General features: G+C 67.5%; 20 protein-coding genes. 10 read left to right on the top strand and 10 right to left on the bottom strand.

Features of this window, described 5'->3' with window-relative positions; genetic code table 11:
- Positions 1 to 79 precede the first annotated feature (79 nt).
- The 4 genes from BR07_RS0104795 (at position 80) to BR07_RS0104775 (ending at position 5,182) form a co-directional block, all read left to right on the top strand.
- Positions 80 to 1,519: an MFS transporter gene (locus tag BR07_RS0104795; protein WP_231476180.1), complete on the top strand. Its 1,440-nt coding sequence runs from the start codon at positions 80 to 82 to the stop codon at positions 1,517 to 1,519.
- Positions 1,520 to 1,561: 42 nt separating this feature from the next.
- Positions 1,562 to 2,482, top strand: coding sequence for an ABC transporter substrate-binding protein (locus BR07_RS26155; RefSeq protein WP_051613022.1), 921 nt, complete (start codon positions 1,562 to 1,564; stop codon positions 2,480 to 2,482).
- A gap of 3 nt (positions 2,483 to 2,485) precedes the next feature.
- Positions 2,486 to 3,469 carry an ornithine cyclodeaminase family protein gene (locus tag BR07_RS0104785; protein ID WP_027504452.1) on the top strand — a complete coding sequence of 328 codons (984 nt, stop codon included), beginning with the start codon at positions 2,486 to 2,488 and terminating at the stop codon, positions 3,467 to 3,469.
- A 465-nt stretch (positions 3,470 to 3,934) separates the two neighbouring features.
- Positions 3,935 to 5,182 carry a GGDEF domain-containing protein gene (locus BR07_RS0104775; RefSeq protein WP_027504451.1) on the top strand — a complete coding sequence of 416 codons (1,248 nt, stop codon included), beginning with the start codon at positions 3,935 to 3,937 and terminating at the stop codon, positions 5,180 to 5,182.
- Positions 5,183 to 5,259: 77 nt separating this feature from the next.
- Here the strand turns inward: BR07_RS0104775 and BR07_RS23350 are convergent, their stop codons facing one another.
- Positions 5,260 to 5,994, bottom strand: a complete 735-nt coding sequence (locus tag BR07_RS23350) for a GAF and ANTAR domain-containing protein (protein WP_051613020.1) — start codon at positions 5,992 to 5,994, stop codon at positions 5,260 to 5,262.
- 363 nt (positions 5,995 to 6,357) lie between these two features.
- Between BR07_RS23350 and BR07_RS23345 the strand changes: the two genes are divergently transcribed.
- A complete protein-coding gene (locus BR07_RS23345; RefSeq protein WP_081821111.1) occupies positions 6,358 to 6,732 on the top strand; it encodes a histone-like nucleoid-structuring protein Lsr2 in 375 nt (124 codons plus the stop codon).
- A gap of 49 nt (positions 6,733 to 6,781) precedes the next feature.
- Positions 6,782 to 7,465 carry a hypothetical protein gene (locus tag BR07_RS0104755; protein WP_155956916.1) on the top strand — a complete coding sequence of 228 codons (684 nt, stop codon included), beginning with the start codon at positions 6,782 to 6,784 and terminating at the stop codon, positions 7,463 to 7,465.
- A 39-nt stretch (positions 7,466 to 7,504) separates the two neighbouring features.
- Here the strand turns inward: BR07_RS0104755 and BR07_RS0104750 are convergent, their stop codons facing one another.
- The 4 genes from BR07_RS0104750 to BR07_RS0104735 form a co-directional block, all read right to left on the bottom strand.
- The gene (locus BR07_RS0104750; RefSeq protein WP_027504449.1) at positions 7,505 to 8,827 is read right to left on the bottom strand and encodes an FAD-binding protein; all 1,323 of its coding nucleotides are present in this window, start codon (positions 8,825 to 8,827) and stop codon (positions 7,505 to 7,507) included.
- A 37-nt stretch (positions 8,828 to 8,864) separates the two neighbouring features.
- Positions 8,865 to 9,863, bottom strand: a complete 999-nt coding sequence (locus BR07_RS0104745) for a phosphotransferase family protein (RefSeq protein ID WP_027504448.1) — start codon at positions 9,861 to 9,863, stop codon at positions 8,865 to 8,867.
- A gap of 17 nt (positions 9,864 to 9,880) precedes the next feature.
- Positions 9,881 to 11,089, bottom strand: coding sequence for an acyl-CoA dehydrogenase family protein (locus BR07_RS0104740; RefSeq protein ID WP_027504447.1), 1,209 nt, complete (start codon positions 11,087 to 11,089; stop codon positions 9,881 to 9,883).
- 68 nt (positions 11,090 to 11,157) lie between these two features.
- Positions 11,158 to 12,579 carry a DUF1254 domain-containing protein gene (locus BR07_RS0104735; RefSeq protein WP_081821078.1) on the bottom strand — a complete coding sequence of 474 codons (1,422 nt, stop codon included), beginning with the start codon at positions 12,577 to 12,579 and terminating at the stop codon, positions 11,158 to 11,160.
- Positions 12,580 to 12,687: 108 nt separating this feature from the next.
- Here BR07_RS0104735 and BR07_RS0104730 point away from each other — a divergent pair, with 108 nt between their 5' ends.
- The gene (locus BR07_RS0104730; RefSeq protein ID WP_037184572.1) at positions 12,688 to 13,737 is read left to right on the top strand and encodes an ABC transporter substrate-binding protein; all 1,050 of its coding nucleotides are present in this window, start codon (positions 12,688 to 12,690) and stop codon (positions 13,735 to 13,737) included.
- Positions 13,738 to 13,761: 24 nt separating this feature from the next.
- On the opposite strand, the gene BR07_RS0104725 is transcribed toward BR07_RS0104730, so the two are convergent.
- Positions 13,762 to 14,130 carry a DUF202 domain-containing protein gene (locus BR07_RS0104725; RefSeq protein ID WP_037184073.1) on the bottom strand — a complete coding sequence of 123 codons (369 nt, stop codon included), beginning with the start codon at positions 14,128 to 14,130 and terminating at the stop codon, positions 13,762 to 13,764.
- On the bottom strand, positions 14,127 to 14,501 hold the full coding sequence (locus BR07_RS0104720) for a YidH family protein (protein ID WP_027504443.1): 375 nt from the start codon (positions 14,499 to 14,501) through the stop codon (positions 14,127 to 14,129). The genes BR07_RS0104725 and BR07_RS0104720 overlap by 4 nt, the downstream gene beginning before the upstream one ends.
- 81 nt (positions 14,502 to 14,582) lie before the next feature.
- Here BR07_RS0104720 and BR07_RS23340 point away from each other — a divergent pair, with 81 nt between their 5' ends.
- From BR07_RS23340 to BR07_RS0104705, 3 genes are read left to right on the top strand one after another with little or no spacing between them, the layout of a single operon-like run.
- Entirely contained in the window at positions 14,583 to 15,929 is a 1,347-nt protein-coding gene (locus tag BR07_RS23340; RefSeq protein WP_051613018.1) for a DUF1254 domain-containing protein, read from the top strand.
- A complete protein-coding gene (locus BR07_RS26150; protein ID WP_051613017.1) occupies positions 15,926 to 16,267 on the top strand; it encodes a helix-turn-helix domain-containing protein in 342 nt (113 codons plus the stop codon). The genes BR07_RS23340 and BR07_RS26150 overlap by 4 nt, the downstream gene beginning before the upstream one ends.
- Positions 16,264 to 17,298, top strand: a complete 1,035-nt coding sequence (locus tag BR07_RS0104705; RefSeq protein ID WP_027504442.1) for an MDR family NADP-dependent oxidoreductase — start codon at positions 16,264 to 16,266, stop codon at positions 17,296 to 17,298. Before BR07_RS26150 ends, BR07_RS0104705 begins: the two co-directional genes overlap by 4 nt.
- A 24-nt stretch (positions 17,299 to 17,322) precedes the next feature.
- Here BR07_RS0104705 and BR07_RS0104700 read toward each other — a convergent pair whose 3' ends face one another.
- From BR07_RS0104700 to BR07_RS0104690, 3 genes are read right to left on the bottom strand one after another with little or no spacing between them, the layout of a single operon-like run.
- The gene (locus tag BR07_RS0104700; protein WP_027504441.1) at positions 17,323 to 18,036 is read right to left on the bottom strand and encodes an alpha/beta fold hydrolase; all 714 of its coding nucleotides are present in this window, start codon (positions 18,034 to 18,036) and stop codon (positions 17,323 to 17,325) included.
- Between the two features lie 58 nt (positions 18,037 to 18,094).
- A complete protein-coding gene (locus tag BR07_RS0104695) occupies positions 18,095 to 20,026 on the bottom strand; it encodes an oxidoreductase (protein WP_027504440.1) in 1,932 nt (643 codons plus the stop codon).
- A complete protein-coding gene (locus tag BR07_RS0104690) occupies positions 20,023 to 21,639 on the bottom strand; it encodes an MFS transporter (RefSeq protein ID WP_197027720.1) in 1,617 nt (538 codons plus the stop codon). Before BR07_RS0104690 ends, BR07_RS0104695 begins: the two co-directional genes overlap by 4 nt.
- Between the last annotated feature and the right edge of the window lie 13 nt (positions 21,640 to 21,652).

Here is a 21,652-nt window from a genome sequence, read left to right as displayed (position 1 = left end):
CAGTCGTTTCGGAGCACGTGGAGAGGCGACTCGCCGGCTGACATCCGTTCCCGGTGCCGTCCAGTCCCTGGAGCACACCATGTCCACATCCACTCCGGCGTCGATCCCACCGGGCGTCGATCCCGTGCCGGCATCGGCACTGTCCAGCACCCTCGACCGCATCGGATTCACCCGCGTCCAGGGAGCTGTCGTCCTCCTCCTCATGGCGGGGTTGTTCTTCGACAGTCTCGAGCAGAACTCCACCGGCGCCATGGGCCCGCTCATCAAGGACTCTCTCGGAATCGGCAACGCGCAGTTGACATTCATCAACACCGCCACCGTGATCGGTGGACTCGTGGGCCGCCTCATCGGTGGCTACATCGCCGACCGGTGGGGCAGGCGGGTGGCGCTCAGCCTGAACCTGCTGGTCTACACCCTCGGCGGACTGATCAGTGCCGCGTCCGTCAGTTACGAGATGCTGCTGGCGAGCCGATTCATCGTGGGCATCGGTCTGGGCGGCGAGTTCACGGTCGGTTTGGCGATCCTCGCCGAACTGGTCGCGACCCGCCACCGCGGTTCTCTCCTCGCCACTCTCAACATCTCGTCCGGAGGCATCGGCAACATCGCATCGTTCGGCTTCTTCATGCTCGTGCTCGGTCCGCTCGGAGGCGTCCTGGGCGGCGACGACACGTCGTGGCGCTGGACTTACGTCATCCTCGCGGTTCCGGCACTGCTGGTCGTGTTCTTCCGGCGCTACCTTCCGGAATCGCCGCGTTTCCTGTTGTCCAAAGGGCGTGTCGACGAGGCCAATCGAAGTCTGACGCGGCTGGCCAGTGGCTCGATCTCGGGGCTTCGCGACCCGGGGCCGACGAAGCAGTTCGTGACCGATGCCGACATCCTTCCCACCACCTCGTCGACGTCGTACGCAGAGGTGTTCCGCGGGCAGAATCTGCGCCGCACCGCGGCGGTCGGAGCCGCCTCGTGGATGTCGTTCGGTGCCCAGGTCACCCTCCTGTTCCTCATGCCCATCCTGTTGGTCTCGAGGGGCTACTCCCTCACGGACTCACTGCTGTTCACCATGATCATGAACGTCGGCAGTCTCTTCGGCGCCTGTGCCGCGTGCTATCTCGCCGGCCGAGTCCGGCGGCGGCCCACTGTGATGACCGCGGCGGTTCTCGGGTGCGTGTCCGCGGTGGCGTTCGCGACTCTCGCGAACAGCGTTGTCACCATCCTCGTTCTCGGCGCCGTCTTCCAGTTCTTCACGATGATGCTCAACACCATGCTGTCGGTGTGGACGCCGGAACTGTTCCCCACCTCGATCCGCGGAATGGGCACGTCCATCGTCAACGGAATCGGGAATGTCGCCGGCGCCGTCATGCCGTTCGCAGCCCTCTTCTTCTTCGACCGCGCGGGAGTGGCCGGAGTGTTCTTCATGATCGCGGCCATGTACGTCCTCCTGGTCGTCGTCGCTCGCTTCGGACCCGAGACGTTCGGACAGTCTCTGGAGGAAGTGAACGAGAAGGAACTCGTCGCAGCCTGACACTCGAATGCAGTGCATCACAACAGAAAGGCAACATCCATCATGACCGAATCACTGTTCGTCTCCGCCACCGCGCACGGGCTGAACTACCTTCCGGAGTACTACGCCGATCACGCCGGCATGTTCGCCGAGCGCGGTCTGTCGGTGCACGCGAAGGCATGTGACCCGTGGACCGGCGTGCTCGACGATCTCGACAGCGGCGCTGCGGACATCGCTCTCGGCGGACTGTGGGTTCCCGGAATGTACTGGGGGACATCTCGTCAGCTCACCGTCTTCGCACAATTGAACCACCAGTTCCCCAAGGCGCTCGTCATGCGAGCACCGACACCGGACGGATTCGACTGGTCGATGCTGACCGGGAAAACCGTGTTGGCGCCGGGAATCGGTGGCAGCGCGCCGTATGCGATCACCGCGGGAATGATGCGGGAAGCGGGAATCGATTCCGCCGCAACGACATTTCTCCGCGATCTGTCCACGCCGATGTTCGTCGAACTGTTCGAGGACGGACTCGGTGATGCGATCATCCTCGACATCACCACCGCTCAGTCGATGTCGGATCGCCACACCGGACACATCGTCGTCGAGTACGCAGACGTCGGCGGGCTCGGCCCGAACAGTGTGTACTACTGCCGCACCGACCGTGTCGAGGAACTGGAGGATCGGCTCGTCGCGTTCACCTCCGCCCTGGACGCTGCGATGGCAACGGTCAAGGCGACGCCCGTGAGTGAACTCGAACCGCTGCTGGCCGAGCACTGGCCCATCATGCCGCTGCCCACTCTCACCGCCGCGTGCACCAGAATCCAGCAATCCCGCACCTGGGACACGGTGCGCATCGATGGTGCTGCGAGCGACCGCTGGATGCGCATCCTCCACGAAGAGAAGATGGTCGGTCGGGCCCCCGCGTTCGAGGATCTGGTCACCTCGCGCATCGTCGACGCTGCGGAACTGACGACGGTCGGCTGAACGATGACACTGGTACTGCGCCACTCGGAGATCTCGGCGCTGCTGGACCGCACCACTGTCCTGGAAGCAGTCGAGCGGATGTTCGTGGAGCTGAGTGAGGGCAGCGCCCAGAACCCGGTGCCGCCCTCGATGAACGGCACCGAGGACGCCCGCATCATCCCCATGGTGGCCCAGTCCGGTGTCGCGGAACTGGCGGTGGCCAAGGTGCTCTGCGACGCCCCCGCGAACCGTGCACGCGGACTCCCTCGTCAGCGGTCGACGATGCTGGTCACCTCGACTCGCACCGGGGAATGTGTCGCGGTGCTGGACGGACGCGCGATCACCGCCATCAGAACCGCAGCCGCCAGTGCAGTCGCCACCCGGTACCTGGCGCGGCCGGGGCCGGCTGTGCTCGGCGTCGTCGGCGCCGGCGCGCTCGCGGTCGAGCATGTCCGCGCGATCCGCACCGTGCGGGACGTGACCAGCGTTCTCGTGTGGTCCAGATCGGAGAGCACGGTGGCGACATTCCGCACGGCCTTCGAGGGTGAGGATTTCCCGATCCGGTCGGCAGCGTCGGTGGAAGAGATCGCCCGCTGCGCCGACATCGTCTGCACTCTCACCCCGTCGGTACAGCCGATCCTGAGAGGTGGATGGCTCACCGCTGGAACACATCTGAACGTCGTCGGCGCAGCGCCACGCCCCGACGAGCGTGAAGTGGACGGTGAGGCCATGGCACGGTCGCGGATCGTCGTGGACAGTCGAACCACCGCGCTGTCCAAATCGGGAGACGCCGTGCTCGCACTCGCCGAGGGTGCGGTGACCGAGGACGAACTGAGCACCGAAATCGGCGACGTCATCACCGGCCGGAGGATCGGTCGATCATCGGACGAGCAGATCACACTGTTCGACTCCACCGGCATCGGAGCGGAGGACCTCGCCGTCGCCCACCTCGTCATCACAGCAGCTCGTGAGCGAGGACTGGGAATCAGCGTCGATCTCAGCTCGTGAGGCGGCGGGGGAGAGTCGGGTGAACCCCACGGGGCGACAGGACGGTCTCGCTGGTGGCGACGACGGCCTTCCCGCCGGGGTGAGCGTGACACGTGTGTGACGCCGCTCGTCAGGGTGGAGCGGGTGCTCGACGGGCCGGTGCATCTCGAGACCGTCCACGATCTCGGGGCCGTCTCTCGAGCCGAGTGAAATAGTGTCGCGCAACGCCGCCTGCACTGAACCGACAGCCTCGGCCAATTCCGCGCGACGACCCTGGTTCTTCTCGAACTCGGACAGCAGTGTCCATACTGTCGGCTCGCTTCCGGTTCCCCGGTCATCGGGGAACCGTCAGGGCTATTCGGCGACCAGTGCCGCCCGGCGATGGGGCGAAACGGTCAGATCGCCGGGTGCGCCGGTGTAGAACGATATCCGGGGCGGGTGGCGAAGGATGTCCCCGACCGTGAGCACGAACGAGTGGGTGTCAGGGTGTCGGTACATCGTCTGCAGTGGTCGCCGGGGCAGCCGTCGGTGTCCGACGTCGAGGCGCGAGCGGCCACCATCGGTGTGATCCGCTACGACATCGCTGCCCGGCGCCTGAATCTCGACGACCGCGCGAGGGAGATCTTCGCGGCGCCCGCGGACCGTCCCGCGATGCAGGTGTGGCACGAACGAGTGCATCCCGACGACGAGAGTGTCGTGCAGCGGATGTTCGAGGATGCCCACACCTCGCTCGGGGCCGAGTGCCTCTACCGGATCGTGCTTCCGGACCGGTCCCTGCGGTACGTCCTGACCCGGAGTATGACCATCGAGAAGACGAACGAGTCCGGCGCCGGAGTTCTCACCGGCATCGTGCTCGCCGTGGACCCCGAACTCGGCGCAGACGCCGTACTCACGCGGGTGCTGGATCGGGTTTCGCTCGGCTTCATGGTGTTGGGCGAAGACATGGTGGTCCGCTACATCAACACGGAGAGCGAACGGCATCTCGGGGTGCCTCGCGCCGAGATCCTGGGCCGACACATTCACGACGCACTGCCGCGGACGCGGGACTCGTTCTTCGGTGACTTCCACCGCGAGGTCCTCGCCACGCGTGGTGAGGTGACGCTGCAGACGGCATCCCTGTACGTGCCCGGTCGCACCATCGAACTGACGGGCAGCTTCGTGGACGGGCACGTGGCGATCAATTTCCGCGACGTCACCGAGACCGTCGAAAGGACCGCTCGCCTGGTCGATGCCTACCAGTCGATTCTGGACCGGTCTCGTCACGACGACCTGACCGGTGTCCTGAATCGGTCGGCACTGCTGGAGAGGCTCACCCGCCCGGACTGCGACCTCGCTGCTCCGACGGCGCTGCTGTTCGTGGACGTCGATTACTTCAAGGAGATCAACGACACTCACGGACACGCGGCGGGTGATCTCGTCCTGCGTACGCTCGCTCAGCGTCTGCGGTCCGAGTGCGGTTCGGAGGATGTGATCGGCAGAATCGGTGGCGACGAGTTCATCATTGCGTCGTTCGCCCCGACGGGCGCCGGCGGCGAGCAGGGTGCGGACCGGCTGGCCGCCCGACTAGGTGACAGGGTTCGCGAACCCATCGCGCTCGACGAGAGCGATGTCGAGGTGTCCGTCACCATCGGGATCGCGTACAACTCCGGAACCGTCCGGCTCGCCGACCTCCTCGCCCTCGCCGACACGGCCCTGTACAGCGCCAAACGCACCCGGCCTGCTCGACGCGGGTAGCCGCGAGACGTGGGGGACCTCGTTGCTCCGGTGGACGGTGGGCTCCACTGACAGGGGAGCGGGTGCGTCGCTGATGGTCAGAGATCGCCGGTCGGCGCGGCGGCGCTGACGGACTCGACGAACTCGGTGGCGATGTCGCGCACCTTGCGATTGAGATGTTGGGAGCGGGTCGACAGCACAGTGAAGGCCGCATCCTCGTCGATGCCACGCAGTGCCATCAGAATGCCCTTGGCCTGTTCGATGGGAGCCCTGTGCACCAGCGCGTCCCGTAGTCCGGCGATGGTTCCGTGTAGTTCGCGGCGACGTCGAGCCCTCTCGAGAGCATCCGCTGTCACTCCCGTGAGCAGCTCGACGAGGCGGTGATCGAGATCGTCGAAACCCTGTGGTGCACGGGCGAACAGGGTCAGCGATCCGACCGGCCGATCGTCGCAGACGATCGGCGCACACAGCATGGTGTTGATGCCGACGCGGCGAGCAGCAGGTCCGAGATGCGGCCATCGATCGTCGTCGACCGTGCAATCGACGACGATGGTGGCGGCCGTGCGAGCCGCGTGCAGACAGGGACCGTCGTCGGCGGAGTACTGCTGGTCGTTGATCGGCGCGATCTCCGTGCTCGAGGCTGCGGCGGTGAAGGTGACATCGCCGATCGACAGCGTGATGCCGCAGTGGTCGGCGGCATCGACGAGGGTGCAGGCGACGTCGGTCAGTCGATCGAGCAGCTCGGCGACGTGGTCGTCGTCGGCGAGTGCGGCAACCGCCCGGACGGCCAGAGCGAGCCGCAGCTCGGGCGGTGTGGGGTCCGACGTGGTCACGGCGCTCTTTCCATCACTGTCTCAGGTCGCGCCGACCGGTGACGGGCCTCGCGAACTCGGGAAGTCGGTGCCGACCGCCGTCGGTTTCGACAGTCGAGCACCGAACTCCGGGTGCAGCGGGGCACCTGCGGAGAAAGGTGCCCAGTGGGGGACCACCCTGAAACACCGCTCGAAGATCAGATGGAGTCGAGAGAGAAAATTTCCCCTCACGGAAGGTTGAGTGGCACCGGACAGGGTATGGACACGCACAGACAGCGGCGTCCAGAGTGTGGCGGCTTCCTACTACCTACCGATACAACGGCAGATCGGCCCGTGCGGGGTCACCCTGCGTGGTCGTTCGTACGTGTGTCCGAGGAGCTCCGCGTGGTTCGCAAGGTTGACGTGACGCTGATCGACGACCTGGACGGGATGTCCGCGGACGACACCGTCGTGTTCGGTTACCGGGGAACATGGTTCGAGATCGACCTGTCGTCCGAGAACGCAGCGCAGATCCACGGCCTGCTCACGGAGTGGAGCACCCGAGGACGTCGGTCGGAGGACATCTCGACGGTGCGGCGTCGGACGGCAGCGGACCGCGCGGAGACCGCGGCGATCCGCACGTGGGCGCGTGGACATGGTTTCGCCATCGCCGACCGCGGGCGCATCGCCGATTCTGTCGTGGCGGCGTATCGGACGCGAGCACGTCCGCCGTCTCGTGAGGATGCGACCTGCCCCCGTCGTCGCGGACGGGAAAGCTGAACGAGGCGTACGCGAGTCGATCTGCGAACGCCTGGTGGAGGGATGGACCATGAACGACCCCGGTGACGCGACCGCGTCCGACGGGCCTCGACTCGGCCCGGGGGAGCGGTTGTCGGATTTCGTCGACGTGTGTGTCGGGGTCGCCGGCGCGGACGGTGGCGCAGTGGTCGTGTCGTCCCCGCGTCACCCCGATACGCGACGCGTGCTGCACACCACCGACTCGTCGGCGGAGAGGATCGCCGACCTGCTGTACCTGCACGGCGCGGATGTCGATCTCGTGTCGAGTGACCGTGCGGTGGGCCGGACGATCATCGTGGACGACCGCCACGACGGGGCGCGGTGGCCGCTGCTGATCGACGACCTGGTGGCACTGGACGTGGGGTGGGTGCGCGTGCTGCCGCTCGGCGCCGTGGACGCTCCTCTCGGGAGTGTTCAACTCCATCGCCGCTCTGTGAGGGAACCGTCGATGCCGGCAGGAACGGACGTGTTGATGGGGCACCTGGCACGAGTCATCGGGCCCGTGGTCGCAGGCGACGCCGCGCTGGCGATCGTGGACGGGGACGAGGCAACCGATCTCACGAGCGTGGCCATCGGCATCCTGGTCGCGCGGCATGCCGTGGCGGTCGATGTCGCGTCGGCGATGTTGCGGGCCGGAGCGGTTGCTCGGGCGCATTCGTCGGTGGAGGAGGCGCGGCGCATCATCGCCACCCTCCACGGCCGCGGGGAGCCGTGACACGCGCGGCGTGCCCGCGGCGTCATCGTGTCCGAGAGGTCACCCGGCGGTCTCCGCTGCGACGAGTCCGAGTACCAGGGCGGCCGCCAGACCGCCTGCATACGCGCGGTTCCACAGGCCACCGGTGTCGGAACCGACTGCCAGCAGGCCGGGAATCGGCTCGCCGTCGGGTGTCAGAACGCGGGCGCCGGCGTCGACGCTGATGCCGTGAAACGGGAAGGTGACGGCCGGGACGGCCTCGATGACGTAGTACGGGGGTTCGCTCAGTGGGCTCGCATCCAGCGCTCGTCCCGGTGTCGGGCCCTCCGCCGACGTGGTGGACTCGTTGAACTCGGCGATCGCGGCCGCGATGGCGGCTCCGTCGTATCCCCAGTCCTCCGGTAGGTATTCGAGCTCCTTGAGCGTGTCCGCTCGTCCGACCCGACCGCCGCGCTTGCCCGCCAGTGCGAACTTGTCGACGGCCACCGCGCCCTCGACGTACGACGCCAGAACCCAGTCCCGGTGGACGCGAGCGTCCGCCACGAGGAGGCCGCGGGCCTCGGGTCTGTCGAGGAGGGCCATCGTCGTCAGGTGGTCACCGAGTGTCTCGTCGACGAAGCGCGTCCCGTCGAGATCGAACAGGAGCGCGTGTTCGCTGTAGTACAGCGACATGTCGACGAAATCGGACGGGTCCGTCAGGGTCACCCCGCCGGGAATCAGGTGCCCGTAGAAGCCGGCGTTCGTCGTACCGGCGGCGGCGCCCACACCGTCGGCGAGTGTCAGCCCGACGCCCGCGCTGTGGGGGTTCGACCGCAGCTGCATGCGCCCTGCGTTCGGATGAACGTGCTTCGCCAGCAGCGCTGCGGACCCTTGGAACCCTCCCGTGGCGAGTACGGTGTGCGCCGCCCGCACCACTTGTGGTTCCGCTGTGCCGGTTCGGATCACCGCACCGGTGACCACGCCGTTCTCGAATTCGAGGTTCTCGGTGCTCGTATTCAGCAGGACCGATCCGCCGGACTCGAGGACGATGCGCCGACACAGATCGACGTACTGGTTGGTGTCGAACTTGTGTCCGCGCCCGAAGGACAGGATTCGCTGAGCGTCACCCACCTCCACACCGGTGTCACGTATCCACTGCACGCCGTCCTGGAACCGGTCCACCAGTAGTCGTCTCAGGGCGGGGTCACCGTGCGGGTTCTGTGCATCCATGACGGTGTGATCCGGTGCCGTCCAGACGTATCCGGCATAGCGCGCGGATCCGCCGACATCTGCACCGATCTCCACCACGACGACGGATCTGCCTGCGGACGCGGCGCGGGCCCCGGCGGTCAGACCGGCCATCCCTCCGCCGATCACCAGTACGTCGCACTCGATGTCGTTCATTGCTGTCGGCCTCTCGATCAGAAGTGGTGTCTGCGGGTCACCGTGAGAACGCGCGCAGGCCTGCTGCGGCGAATTCGGCTGTGGCGTGGGCGGCTGCCGCGGCGGTGACGTCTGCATCGTCGGAGGTGAGGGCGCGGTGTGCGATGCCTTCGGCGATGACGGCGATCTTGAAGTCGGCGAGGGCGCGGTAGAAGTTCCAGTGGGCGAGGTCGCGTCCGGATACGGCGGCGTAGTGCTGGGCGAGGTCGTCGGCGTCGGGGTAGCGGGGGGAGGTCCAGGCGGCGTCGACGCCGAGGACGGTGTCGAACATGGGTTGCCGGTAGGCGCACATGAGGGCGATGTCGGTGAGGGGGTCGCCGAGGGTGGACATCTCCCAGTCGACGAGTGCGGCAACGGTTCCGGGTTCGCCGTGGGTGAGGATGGTGTTGTCGACGCGGTAGTCGCCGTGCACGATGGCGGCGGCGCAGTGGGTGGGGACGGCGTCGGTGAGGGCCCGGTGGAGTCGGTCGATGTCGTTCAGGTCGCGGGTCTTGACGCGGTGCCATTGCCGTCCCCAGGTGGCGACCTGTCGGGCGGTGAATCCGTCGGGTCTGCCGAAGTCGGCGAGTCCGACCTCGTGGTGGTCGACGGCGTGCAGCGCGGCGAGGACACGGACGAGTTCGCTGGTGTTGGCGGCGATGTCGTCGTCGGTGAGGGCGTCGAGGTCGGTGCGGGTGCGCACGACCTGTCCGTGGACGAACTCGACGACGGTCATCGGAGCTCCGAGGGTGGCGCCGTCGGCGTCGAAGGCGACGGCGGTGGCGACGGGGACGTCGGTGCCGGCGAGGGCGCGGGTGACGGTCCACTCGCGGGCCATGTCGTGGGCGGAGGGGGTCAGTCCGCTGACCGGGGGGCGCCGCACGATCCACGAGGTGGTGTCGTCGTGGGCGCGGTAGGTGAGGTTGGACCGTCCTCCGGCGATGCGGTCGACGCGCAGGTGCCCGGTGATGTCGATGCCGTTGTCGCGTAGGAACGTCTCGAGTGCGGCGATGTTCATGCCGGGGAGGGTGGTGGTCACAGCTGTTCCTTCGCGGCGCGGCGGGCGGCGCCGACGGCGCGTTTGGCGATGGCCCACCGGTGCACTTCGGAGGGGCCGTCGTAGACGCGGAAGGGGCGGACCTCGCGGGAGAGTCGGGCGAGGGGCAGGTCGTCGGAGACGCCGAGTCCGCCGCACATCTGCACGCCGCGGTCGACGATGCGGAAGATGGCTTCGGCGGCGAAGGTCTTGGCGATGGAGGTCTCGTTGCTCGCGGGGTCGCCGCGATCGAGTGCGTGGCAGGCGGTGACGAGCAGGGCTCGGGTGGCGGCGATGTCGATCTCGTTGTCGGCGATCATCTTCTGCACCATGCCGAGGTCGCCGAGGCGGCTGCCGAACCCTTCGCGGTGGGCGACGTGGGCGACGGCGACGTCGTGTCCGCGTCGGGCGGCGCCGAGCCAGCGCATGACGTGGGTCATGCGGGCGGGTCCGAGGCGGACCTGGGCGTAGGTGAATCCTTCGTCGACGGCGCCGAGGACGTTGTCCTCGGGCACGACGACGCGGTCGAAGGTGACGTCGCAGTGCCCGCCGATCATGGCGCGGTCGAGGGTGCTGATGTGGCGGCCGACGGTGATGCCGGCGGTGTCGGCGGGGACGAGGAACATCGTGGCGCCGCCGCGGTCGCCGGGGGTGCCGGAGGTGCGGGCCATGACGATGAAGAATCCGGCGCCGTCGGCGCCGGTGATGAACCATTTGTGGCCGTCGATGCGCCAGCCGCCGTCGGTGCGGGTGGCGGTGGTGGTGAGGGCGGAGGGGTCCGAGCCGGCGCCGGGTGCGGGTTCGGTCATCGCGAACGCGGACCGCACGTCGCCGCGGGCGAGGGGGGCGAGGAACTGTTCCTTCTGGGCGGGGGAGGCGACGTGGGCGAGCAGGTGGACGTTGCCTTCGTCGGGTGCGCCGATGTTCGTCGCGATCGGTCCGAAGAGGGAGTAGCCGGCTTCCTCGAACACGGGGGCGCGGTCGCTCATGGACAGTCCGCCGCCGCCGTACTCGCGGGGCGCGTGGGGAGCGAAGACTGCTGCGTCCTTCGCCGCGGCCTGCAGTTCCCGGCGTAGGTCGTCGCCGCCCGCGGCGGTCACGTCACCGAGGAACTTGTCCTCGATGGGCAGGACGTGCTCGCGGGTGAACGTGCGGGTGCGCTCGATCCACTCGCGGACGACGGGGTCGTAGGTCAGATCGATCGCCATGGTGGTTCCCTTTCACATGGTCCAGGAGCGTTCGCTCGGTGGGGTCGTGCTGAGACGTGGTTCGAGGCTCACGGGCACGTAGGTGACGGAACCCTCGACGGATCGACAGGCGGCGGTGACCAATGTTCGGTCACCGCGTCTTCGTGAGGTCGATACATGCGTAGTACCAGGAAGAACGGACGTGGTGGGGCGGGAAGCCAGGATTCCCGACTATCGAGGTCATCGGGTCTCGCGTACCCGACCACGATGCGAGAGGGAGTGGACACCACACCGTCCGACGAGGTGGTCGATCCGACGGAGAACACGTCGCCGGGTGCGTCGTACAGCCAGCCGGTATCGGCCTCGTACAGGGTGACGCTCCAGAACGCCTCTGCGGGTGGGGGTTCGGAGAAAGAGATCTCGTAGGTGCAGCCTTCGAGGCCCGTCAGTGCGTTCCCGTCGGAGTCGACGTACGTGTTGTACGAGCAGTTCTCCTCGACGACGTTGGCTCCGAGCCCCACGAAGTTCATGACGGCGCGTGCCACGAAGTTGTGTCCGTGTGCGCCCTTGTCGAGTACCCGCGTCCACCCGGACGCCGTGCGCCGCCCGAGGCGGGATCGGGACGTGTCGAGCAGGGACATGGCGCGTGTGAAGCCGAGGTCGGCGCCTCGTGACACCACCTCGTCGAGATCGCCGACCTCCGGCGTACCGGGACCGACGTTCAGCTGACGGAACTGGTGAACGTGCGACACATCCTGCACCGGAACACCGTTGACGGCCACCACGGCATCGAGGGCCGTCAGGAACGCGGCGGCGGACGACTCCACCTCCTCCCGGAGCAGCACGGGCCACGAACGGGAGCGGGGAGGTGGACCGGTGAGGGCGACCGAGTCCTGCAGTGTCCTGACCGTGTCGATGTCGTCGGGAGCGCCGTGAACCTGGATGCGCATGAGCAGCCACATCAGCGGGGTGGACACGGGGAAGGACACGACGTCGGACGACCGCGCGGTGTCGGGGTCGTCCTGGCCCGGCGCGATCACCACGATCCTGCGTGGACCGTCCGGATGCGTCCGCGCGCTGACGTTGCTCACGTTGCTGTGGGCGTCCAGGAATTCGAGGGTGTAGTACCTGCCACCGAAGTCGGGTAGCTCGATGGTCACCGGTCCGTCGGTCAGATCCAGCCAGGCATTGGAGTAGACCGTGTCGACGTTCGGAACCCGGAACTGGCGGAAATCCGAACCGGCCGTGCTTCTCTCGTGGACCAAGGTGTTGACGGACCACGGTGCACCGTCGGCATCCGGAGCGCACTGTGCACACATGCTCGCGTACTGGTAGACGGCGGGCACGCCGTACAGCACTGCCTGCTGCGCGAGCACGGACGCGAATGTGAGCGCCTCGTCGGCGGCCACGGGTCGGACGTCGTCGGACGTCGATTCCTGGTACTGGTCGGTTCGAGCAGGGTCGTACGGCGTCGGGCCACTCACGGTGGCCGCTTCTCGTCCTCGAGTCATCCGACACTCCTTCACCCGGCGCACCGACCTGTACGCGCACCCGCCATCGCTCTTGACTCTGCCCACCCTACTTGGTGAACTGAGGTCAGTTCAACAAAGGAGATGGACATGAGTGCTCTCGGTAGATCGATCCGGACGACCACGATCGCTGTGGTCGGGGTGGTGGCGCTGACGATGACGGCGTGCGGCAGCAGCGGTGGAGGGGGTACCTCTCCGGTGGAGGGGAGCTGGGACGACGTCGTCGCCGCGGCGAAGTCCGAGGGGTCGGTGATGTTGTACTCGAGCCAGAACACCACGATCCTCGACAGCGTGAAGAAGGCCTGGAGTCAGACGTACCCCGAGATCACTCTCGATTTCGTTCGCGGAACGGACGCGGATCTGAATCCTCGTGTCGAGACCGAGAACAAGACCGGTAAGGGCACGGCGGACGTACACGTGGTCACGGACACGGCATGGATCGCGTCGGCGGCGGAGTCCGGCGCGTACTCCCAGTCTCTGAAGGGCGACGCGTTCGACGATCCGGACTACGGACGGGACCGCAGCGTCAAGAACGACAGGTTCTTCCTCGACGTCGCCGCCACCTTCGGCATGGGGTGGAACACGGGAACCGTGCCGGCCGGACTCACCGATCCGCGCGATGTGTTGCGCCCCGAGTACCGAGGCAAGGTGGGCGTGGTCAACCCCGTCGGCATCGCGTCCTACGTGGATCTCTACCGCTTCTACCGCGAGAACTTCGGCGACGATTTCGTGGACCAGCTCGCCGAGCAGCAGCCTCGCATCTACCCGAGCGCGCTGGGGGTCGCGCAGGCACTCACCTCCGGTGAGGTCGTCGTCTCCCCCATGGTCCAGCCTCTCGTGCAGGAGGTCGCGTCCGGCGCTCCGGTGAACTGGGTGCTCCCGACGCCGTCGTGGGGAACACCGTTCTACGGTCACGTCACGTCGGTCGCGCCCCATCCCAACGCTGCGCAGGTTCTGGCCGACTTCCTGGTCAGCCCCGAAGGTCAACGGGCGCAGGCGATCGGGGTCGCGACTGCGCTGCCCGGTATCGACGGCGCGACCGCCGACGCCCATGACATCGCCGGGCCCGATCCGACACAACTCACTCCCGAGTTCATCGAGCGGGAATCCCGTGAGTGGGAGCAGAAGTTCCAGGGCTGACCGAGCCACGGAACGGCCCCGGGCTCAGTGCTCGGGGCCGAACGTCACGGTGCGGGCCACGATCAGTGCCAGGACGCCGAGACTCGCAGTGAGGACTGCCAGTACGTGAGCGCGCGCCGGGATTCCTCGCGGCGCGTCCGGGCCGGCGTCCGCGCGCCTGCGCTTCCGTCGCCGAACGATGTCGACGACGAGCGCAGCGACGGCGCCGGTCAGTACGACGCCGGCGGCTACAGCCGTCGGTACGTCACCCTGGTGGGTGGCCAGGCGCAGACCCACCAGGGCGCACACCGCCACCGAGCACTCGGTGCGCCGCCAGGCGAGCGCCGTCCGTTCGACCTGGAGACCACCGTCCCCGAGTGCGCCCGCTGGCCTGTCCTCGGGTGGTCCCGTCACGAGAAGACCGACCAGACGACCAGCGCTGCGGCCACCGCCAGCAGGGCGGCCAGGGGTGCTCCGACACGAGGGGACGGAAGCGGCCGATTACGGCGCAGGCTCGATTCGACTGCGCCCCAGGCCCACCACGCGTGCAGCGGCAGAACGACGGAGCATCCGATCAGCAGCACCGATGCGATCCGTGCGGGCGTCGTGTCCCCTCCGACCTCGAACACGTCGAGCGCGACTCCGGCTGCCATGAACGCCAACGATGTTCGAATCCACGCGAGGTACGTCCGCTCGTTCGCCAGGCTGAACCGTGCGTCCGGTTCGGCACCGACGGCGTAGACCCGGCGCGGGCGCCGACGATCGTGCGCCTCCTCCTGGGACATGACTTCTCCTGACGGTCGAGGGCTCGCAATGTCACTGAGAGTCCCTAGCCTAATCGAACTCATTTCAGTTATGGTCGTGGTGTGACTGCACCCGACTGCTCGGATGGTGGCGACGAGCTGTTCCGCGACGCGCGCGCGCTGCAGATCTGGGGATTTCCGCTCGTCTTCGCTCAGCGACTGCGTCTCCGGTTCACATCCCCGCTGGAGCCTGACGTGGACCGGCCGCTCACATCGGCGGGTGCAGCGCTGAACACGATGGGCCATCAGCGCAGGTTGTCCGATCCCACCCTCACCGCAGGAGTGGCTCCCAACGTGGACACGCTCTACTCACTGGCCTTCGTCGACCTCGATGTCGGGTCGTTCACGCTTCGAATGCCCGATCTCGGGGACCGCTACTACTGCATTCAGATAGGTGAGGCCGACTCGACGACCATCGCGGTACAGGGTCAGCGGACACACGGGAGCCGTTTGCCGACACTGCATATCGTCCGCTCGGGCAGCGAGGTGGTCACGGCGGACGACGAACTACTGGTGGCCTGCCGAACACGTCATGTCATGGTTGCAGTGCGCATCCTGGTGCGACCGGACGATGCCGAGGATCTCCGGCGAGTGATCGCCGTGCAGGACGCCATCGTGCTGGATGGGCCGCGTGCGCCCGGAGCTGCGTGCGACGCTGCCACCCGCACGCTCGTCCTCCGTGAACGCGATGACGAACTACGCGATCCGGAAGCCTTTCTCGACTCGCTGGACCACGCCGTCGCCGGTGTCGCGGCGGCGGACGTGCCACCCGCGGTCCGCGAGAGCATGGCGCGACTGCGTAGAGCGCTGCACGCAGGGGAACAGTTCACGCGAGCACGTTCGCAGTTCGCAGCAGGGTTGTCCGACGGCCTGGACGCGATCGCCGACCGGGTGAGGTCGCTGGGCCGGACGACGAACGGCTGGTCGGTCAACGAACTCGGCACGGATTTCGGCGACGACCATCTTCTGCGCGCGGCCGTCGCGTTGTCTCAGATCTACGTCAACCCGGCGGACGAGGCGCTGTACCCGGTGTGTGAGGTGGACGACGGTGGGCGCCCCTTGTCGGGTGCGCATTCCTACGACATCACTTTCGCTGCCGGCGAGGCGCCGCCGGTGCGCTTCTTCTGGTCCCTCACCGTCTACCACAAGCGAGGACTGCTGTGCGAGAACTCGATCGGCCGATATGCAATCACCGACCGGACGCCCGGCGTGACGGTGGCGCACGACGGATCCCTGACCGTTCGACTCGCGTCGACCCCGCCCGCGGAAGGGACGAGCAACTGGCTCCCGACTCCGTCCGGAGACTTCCGGTTGCTGCTGCGGCTGTACGGACCCTCGGACCGGGCGTGGAGCCCGCCAGTCGTGCGGCGGACGCCCGCCAGGTCGTCTCGGACCGTGGGGGACCGATGACCGACACGCGATCCGGAGGGATCGAACTCGGACCGGTATCTCGACGGGTGTTGTGCGAGTTCGCATCCTGTGCGCGCGGACCCCTGCCGAGTACCACCGCGGTGGCCCGCGCTCTCCACATCAGCGAGCCGCACCTACGGCGCCTGCTCGCCGGTGAGTCGACCACTCTGGGTGCTCTGCGTGCTCGACACGACGCCGCCCGCGCGGTGGAGGCGCTTCGGCGCGGCGAGGCCCTGGACATCGTGTCGGCCCGATTGGGCTACTCGGAACCACGGGCGTTCCGGCGCGCCTTCCGCCGGTGGACCGGGATGACGCCGAGCGCGGTAGGTGCGGCATGACCGGGGTGATCTCGACCCGTCATGTCGTGTTGCGCTCGTGGCCGAACGGCGCACTGACGAGTGGTGACCTCGAGGTGGTGGATGCGCCGGTGCCCGAGCTCCGTTCCGGCGACGTGCTCGTCCGCAACACGTGGCTCTCGATCGATCCGTCGATCCGCATCCGGCTGTCGAGGCAGACGCCGGGAGGCTATCTCCCGCCCTTCGCGCCGGGGCAGGCACTGGGAGGTCTCGCTCTCGGCGTCGTCGAACAGTCGGAGAGCTCCGCTTTCGCTGTCGGTGACATCGTCACTCACACACTGGGTTTCCGTGAGCACGCCCTCATCTCGGCCAACACCGCGACGATCGGTGGCTACGGGTCGCCCACCGTCGTCCGTCCGGGCGGTCTGCCCGAACAGTGGTTCCTCGGGCCCCTGGGCAGTTCCGGTCTCACCGCGTACGCGGGGATGATCGGCATCCTCGACGTGGGGCCCGCGGACACGGTGTGGGTGTCGTCCGCTGCCGGTGCGGTCGGTGGGCTCGCGGCGGGACTCGCGGTGGCACGAGGGGCCACCGTCATCGGCTCGGCAGGGTCAGCGGCCAAGGTGGCCCATCTGCGAGCGTCCGGCCTGGCGGACGCCTTCGATCATCACGAATCTCTGCCCGCGGCGTTGGCCGCCGCGGCTCCCGACGGCATCGACGCGTACTTCGACTGTGTCGGCGGTGATCACCTGACTGCAGCGATCGACGCACTCCGACCGAACGGACGTATCGCGATGTGCGGCCAGATGTCCCAGTACGACGCGGCCGACGCGCCGAGTCTTCCCGGCAACCTGTTCCAGTTCGTGTCGAAGAATCTGTCGATGCGGGGGTACCGGGCCGGATCGTTCCTGCATCTCGAAGCCGACATGCGCGCGGAGATCACCTCCCTCATCGACGCGGGTCGTCTCGGGTACGACGAATGGGTGTTCGACGGGCTCGATTCGGCCCCGGCCGCACTGGTCTCGATGCTGGCAGGGGAGAACATCGGTAAGACGCTCGTCCGACTGGGATGACCTCGCGGGCATCCCCGTCGGAACTCAGTCGGCGGAGAGGGAGTCGAGCAGCGATGCGAGGTGGTCGGGGGCGCTGATCATCGGCATGTGTCCGGAGTCGATGTCCATGACGTGTCCCGACTCGGCTCCGGCGCGCACCAGTGCGGACGAGGCTTCCTGCAGTGCTGGTGGATAGCACACGTCCCTCGCCGTACGGATGAAGGTGCGGGGGACGTCGACCCGGAGGCCGGAGAGATCGACGGCCTCGGTGAGCAGCGCGCCGGAGTCGTCGACGAGCTGCTCGAGAGTCCACGCGGTCTGCTCGTCGTCCATGTCGTTGCACAACATGGCCTGTGCCCCCTCGGGGCCCTGGACGTATCTGCCGTCCACGATGGACGCCTTCACGATGTCGCGAACCGCAGGATCGATCCCGTCGATCACCGCCGTTCCGTCCGGCGGGACTACCGCGGCCAGGAAGACCACGTGCCGGACACGGTCCTGCAGCCTGTCGAGAACGCGCGGGACCGACACTCCGGCGAACGAGTGGGCCACCAGCACGATGTCGGTGACATCCTCACGCTCCACGTCCGCGACGATCGCGTCGGCGCAGTCCTCCAGGGTGACGGTGCGCAGGTCGACGTCTGCGCGTTCGCCGCGGCCGGGAAGGTCGACCGCGACGACGCGATCGGTCAACCGCGGTACGAGGCGGTCCCAACACGACGCGCCCATTCCGGCACCGTGCACGAGTACGAACGACATGATGTGTCTCCCATTCTTTCGTGATGTGCCGCTGGTGTGGTTCAGCGGCATCGGAGTTCTAGAGTTCTGCGCCTGTTCGATATCCCTCTGCGATCGCGTGACCGATGCGCCGTGGTGTGACGCAGTCTCCGATGACGCTGACGGTGGAGCTCGAGTCGAGTCCGAACGACGACAGTGCCACTCGCGGCTGGTGCCACACGATGGCGGCGTCCTCGTAGGGCAGGTCGCCCGTCCCGAAGACCGGGCGCAGGGTCACCGGATGTGCCGGGTCGTCGGGGACGTGAAGGGCGTGCGCGATCTTGACGTCGACCCCTGCGTCACCCAGTCGATCGAGCAGCGGTCCTGCACTCTCGGTGGGGATTCGGGACGCGAGAGCCGTGAGCGTCGTGGCCACGGTGACCTCCCAGCCCCGCTGCACGAGTGCTTCGGCTGCGCTGTACGCCGGCCAGAAGCCGTCACCGTCGTCGAACACCACCACCCTGCCCGCATCGCTCGATACGCGGCCGAGCAGAACGTCGTCGACGCTGTAGGCGGTCCGCGTCCGGAGGGACGGGGTCACGTCCGCAGGACGCGATCCTGTCGCCACCACGATGTGGTCCGACGCGGAGCGAATCTCGTCCAGGTCGTCCTCGCCGATTCCGGCCGACAGGTGAACCTCGACCTTCAGCCGACGCATCTCACGTTCCAGATAGTCGACGATGTCGATGAGCGTCGCGCGATGGGGCGCCGAGGCAGCGACTCGTACGGATCCTCCGAGGGCACTGCTCTTCTCGAACACGGTGACGCGGTGGCCCCTCCCTGCGGCCACGCGAGCGGCTTCCAGGCCGGCGGGGCCGCCGCCGATCACGACGACGTCCTTCGTCGCGTGGGCTCGTCGACCGACGTCGACGTGGCGACCACGCCCGATCTCGGCATTGACCGCGCAGTGCAGATGCGGGTCGAAGGCCCTGCAGTCCTGGTTGACGCCGAGGCAGCCGCGTATCTCGTCGAGGCGACCGGTTCGGGACTTGTTCGGCAGTTCGGGGTCCGCTATCAGCGCCCGTGCCATGCCGACCATGTCCACCTGTCCGGTCTTGATGGCGTGGTCCGCAACGCCCGCATCGCGTATTCGCTGTCCGACGAGGGTCGGCGTCCCGGTCGCCGCTCGGACCCTCGCGGCCGACGGGATCGCGACCGCGTCCGCGCCGGTGGAATCCTTGACGTACTTCCCGCGGGTGCCGTGGGTGATACTGAAGTAGTCGACGCCGACCGCGGCCACGTTCTCGGCGATGCGAACGCAGTCGTCGATCGACATTCCGCCGGGGATCTCCTCCTCCCCGCTCAACCTCACTCCGAGTGCGAGCCCCGCGGGCATCTCCGACCGCATCGCCTCGATCACCATCCGGGTGAAGCGCATTCGGCCGTCGAACGAGCCGCCGAAATCGTCCGTTCGTCGGTTCGTGAGCGGGGACATGAACTGAGCGGGGAGGTACCCGTGCGCAGCATGGAGCTCCACCCCGTCGACACCTGCTCGCACCAGGTTTCGCGTCGACGTGCGCCAACCCTCGACGATGTCCTCGATCTCCGTGACCGACAGTTCGTGGGGTGGGTAGGCGTCGCGCGCGGTCTTGATCGCCGAGGGCGCGGAGGGCGGCGCATCCGATTCGCCGCCGATGAACTCACGTCCGAGATGGCAGAGTTGGCCGATGAATCGTGCGTCGTGGCGATGCGCCGCAGACACTTTGGCCGCTGTGCTCGGAATGACCTCGACCCGGTAGGCCTCGATCAGCTTGCGCGATAGCAGCGTCGTCGTCGGGTGCACGACCGTGGCACCCCCGATGATCAAGCCCACTCCACCCGCGGCCAGACGCTCGACGTGCTCGGTGTCCCCGTGGGTGGGCACACCGTCGACCGCCATCGACGTGCCCGCCGGGAGTGCGACCAGCCTGTTCTTCAGCGTGAGTCCGCCGATCCGGATCGGTGAGAACAGGTGGGGGAAGTGATCGTTCATGTGGACTCGGTTCTGTCGGCGGGTGTTCTGTCGGCGGGTGTTCTGGGGCGGACGAGAACTCGAACACGCGGTTCCTCCGCCAGGTCGAGCGCGAGGTCCGTTCGGACGAGCCGTTCCGGCACGGTGAGACGGACGGTCTCCTGGGCGGAATACTCGGCCCAGTTCCGAAAGGTGCAGAATTCGACGTACGTGGAGGCGGAGTCGCTCACCCTGGTCAGCGCCCACCGCGATGCGCCGAGGCGCAGGCGCGACGACCTCAGACGAGTCATGGCGTGGACGAAGTGGTCCGCCCGCTGCGGACGGACCGCGTACGTCGTCTCGACGACGATCGTCGCTCCACGATGATGCGGTTCGAGTTCGGGAGGGCCGGCGGCACCGGACGGATCGGGCGCGATGGAGTCGCTGGGCAGAATGCCTCGGCGCAGCAGTCCGATAGACGACACCGACATCGCGACGGCGGAGACTACGACCGCGGAGACGAGCCCCATCGTGTCGGCGAGGAATCCCCACAGAAGGGCACCGACTGCTTGGCTGCCCTGGAACGTCAGCATCACGACGGCGATCACTCGGGCTTTGATCCAGGGTGGCATGACCGCGTGCGTCGCGATCATCCACGTACTCTGCACGCCCACCCAGGCCGCGCCGACGATCACCAACAGAGCGACCACGGCGGGCATCCACGCCACGACGGCGATACCCAGCAGAACCAGTGCGTACGCGGCAGAGCCCAGGGCCGCGAACACGTTCCAGCTCAGGCGGCTTCGCAGAGGCATCGAGGCGATGGTGCCCGCCACCGCGCCGACACCGATCGCTCCGGACAACACTCCGAACTCGAACGTCGTCACGTGAAGCATCTCGTACGCCACGACCGGCAGCAGAGCCCACAGGCAACTCGCCGGCAGGCCGAACATTACGACACGGAACAACAACCTCCGCGTCCAACGCGAGTGACGGATGAACCGCAGACTCGTCGCCACCGATTCGAGAACCGACTCGGTCCTGGGGACTCGCCCGGACCGGGGCGGGATCTGACTGGCGGCCAGGACAACGCAGATCGCGAACACGACCGTGACGAGGCCGAAGGTCGAGGTAGCGCCCCATGCGGCCAGGAGCGCTCCGCCGAGTACTGGACCGATGGCGCGCGCACCGTTGAAGATGGCACCGTCGATCGCGGGCACGACGGTCATCATCTCGCGGGTTGCCAGCGTCGGCAGCAGCGATTGCCAGACGATCGCCACCGACGCCAGACCGCACCCCGACAGGAACACGGCCGCCATCAGAACCGGCGTCGTCGCGAGGTCGAGGGCCTGGAGCACCGTGAGCACTGCCGACGTGATCAACAGACCGATCGCCGTGCCGGTCAGCAGAGTTCGATGGCCGGCGTGCTCCGCTATCGCGCCGAGGGGGAGGGAGAGCAGAAAGAAGGGCAGGCTGGCGGCGAACTGGACGCCCGACACTGCGAACGCGGATTCTCCTGCTCGGGTCAGGGTCCACTGGACCGCCAGAACGAGGATCCAGATGCCGATGGCGGCGCCGAGTTCGAAACCCAACATCATGCGTAATCGGCGCACACGCAACGGCGTCAGGAGTGTGACGGTCGGTGGTCGTGTCATGGCCTGTGCCCCT

This window comes from Rhodococcus sp. UNC23MFCrub1.1, from assembly GCF_000686025.1.
Lineage (GTDB): Bacteria > Actinomycetota > Actinomycetes > Mycobacteriales > Mycobacteriaceae > Rhodococcoides.
Note: the sequence above shows the minus strand (reverse complement) of the source record. Positions and strands in the feature narration are given on the sequence as shown.